This window comes from Aerococcus sp. 1KP-2016, from assembly GCF_002252085.1.
Lineage (GTDB): Bacteria > Bacillota > Bacilli > Lactobacillales > Aerococcaceae > Aerococcus.
The window spans coordinates 1-1535 of the sequence record NZ_NEEY01000097.1 but is presented as its reverse complement, the minus strand read 5'-3'; the positions used below and the strand labels follow the sequence as shown (position 1 = coordinate 1535).

Annotated in this window: 1 protein-coding gene; it reads left to right on the top strand. The window is 28.7% G+C overall.

Annotated features, from left to right (window positions below):
• Positions 1-123: 123 nt before the first annotated feature.
• On the top strand, positions 124-1317 hold the full coding sequence (locus tag B9P78_RS09490) for a DUF4041 domain-containing protein (protein ID WP_094519182.1): 1194 nt from the start codon (positions 124-126) through the stop codon (positions 1315-1317).
• Positions 1318-1535: the final 218 nt, after the last annotated feature.

Below are 1535 nucleotides of genomic sequence, written 5' to 3'. Positions count from 1 at the left end.
CATCGTTATCAGAAAAAATTAAAAAAGATGACCCCGACTGCTTATCGGGATCATCTTTTGTGGGCAGTATAATGTTCTTTTTTATTTGTTCAGTTTATTGGTAGGGGTTCATAGGAGGAAAATATGGGTTTTTTTGATTTTTTGAAAAAGTTACCAGTTGATGAAGTATTAACTGAAAAAGTTAGAATGCTAAATCATCAAATTTCACAAAAAAGTGAAGAATTGAAGGAGCTAAAAAAACAAATTTCAGATGCAAAAAAAGATATAGAAATTTTAGATTATGGATTCTATGAAAGAAAATATAAATTCTCTGATAGTCAAAAATATAAAGAAAAAATAGCAAAAATTAGAGATGAAGAAAAGAAAATGGTTAAAGATGATAGAGCTGGAATCATAGTTAATCCAATGCAATTAAATGGTAGTGCATCTAAAGGTAAGACTATGCAGAATCAACTTATCAAAGCTATGATACGTGGATTTAATGGTGAAGCCGATGCCCTTCTAGTCAAAATCACTGTAAGTAATGTTGAAAGTAAAATTAATGCATTAGAACGGACTTACACTCAACTTAATACATTATACAAAAGAAATGAAATCACCATTCACCCTGCTTACTTAAAACTAAAAAAAGAAGAGCTTTATCTTGCTGCTGAATTTGAAATGCAAAAAGAAGCAGAGAAACAACTATTACGTGAACAAAGGGAAAAAGAAAAAGAAGATAAGAAATTGCAAAAGGAAATTGCAACTAAAAGAGCACAATTAAATAAGGATAGAACTCACTATTCAAACATGATTCAAAAAGTAAAAGAACTATTGAAAGTTACTGCCGTAGAAGATCATGAAGATTTACTAAGGCAACTTGCTGAATACGAAAATAAGTTAACTGAATTAGATGATATTGAAGAAAATATCGATTTTAGAGAAGGTCATGCTACAGCCGGATATGTTTATATCATTTCAAACATTGGCTCTTTTGGTGAAAATGTATATAAAATTGGAGTAACTAGAAGACTCGAACCTTTAGAGCGAATAAGAGAGCTTAGTAGCGCTTCTGTTCCTTTTCAATTTGATGTTCATGCTTTAATTTTTAGTGAAAATGCATTTGGTTTAGAAAATGAAATACATAAGAAATTAACAAAATATAGAGTAAACCAAATAAACGAAAGAAAAGAATATTTTAAAGTACCTTTCACTATTATACAAGAAATTTTAGATAATCATTCTGAACTTGCAATCGAAGTGACCGAAGATGCTGAAGCGTTTGAGTACCGACAAACGCAACTTTTATTGAAAAATAGAAAAAATTCCATGTCTTAATTTCATTTTGAGACATGGATTAATTTGATGTATAAGCATTATTTGATATTTGAAAAAGAAAATTATATTTAATGAAAAGCTTGAAAATATAAGAAAAAATAAATTTAAACATACTAAGGATTTAGAAATCCTTTCAAAAATGGGGTCTAAGTCCTTATATTTTAGAATAATTGCAGTAATATTGAAAACTACTACTAGGTTGATATGAAAATGAATGA

What these genes read in the sequence shown, in the direction of transcription:
- B9P78_RS09490 (WP_094519182.1), top strand. Translation starts at nt 124, where the DNA reads ATGGGTTTTTTTGATTTTTTGAAAAAGTTACCAGTTGATGAAGTATTA.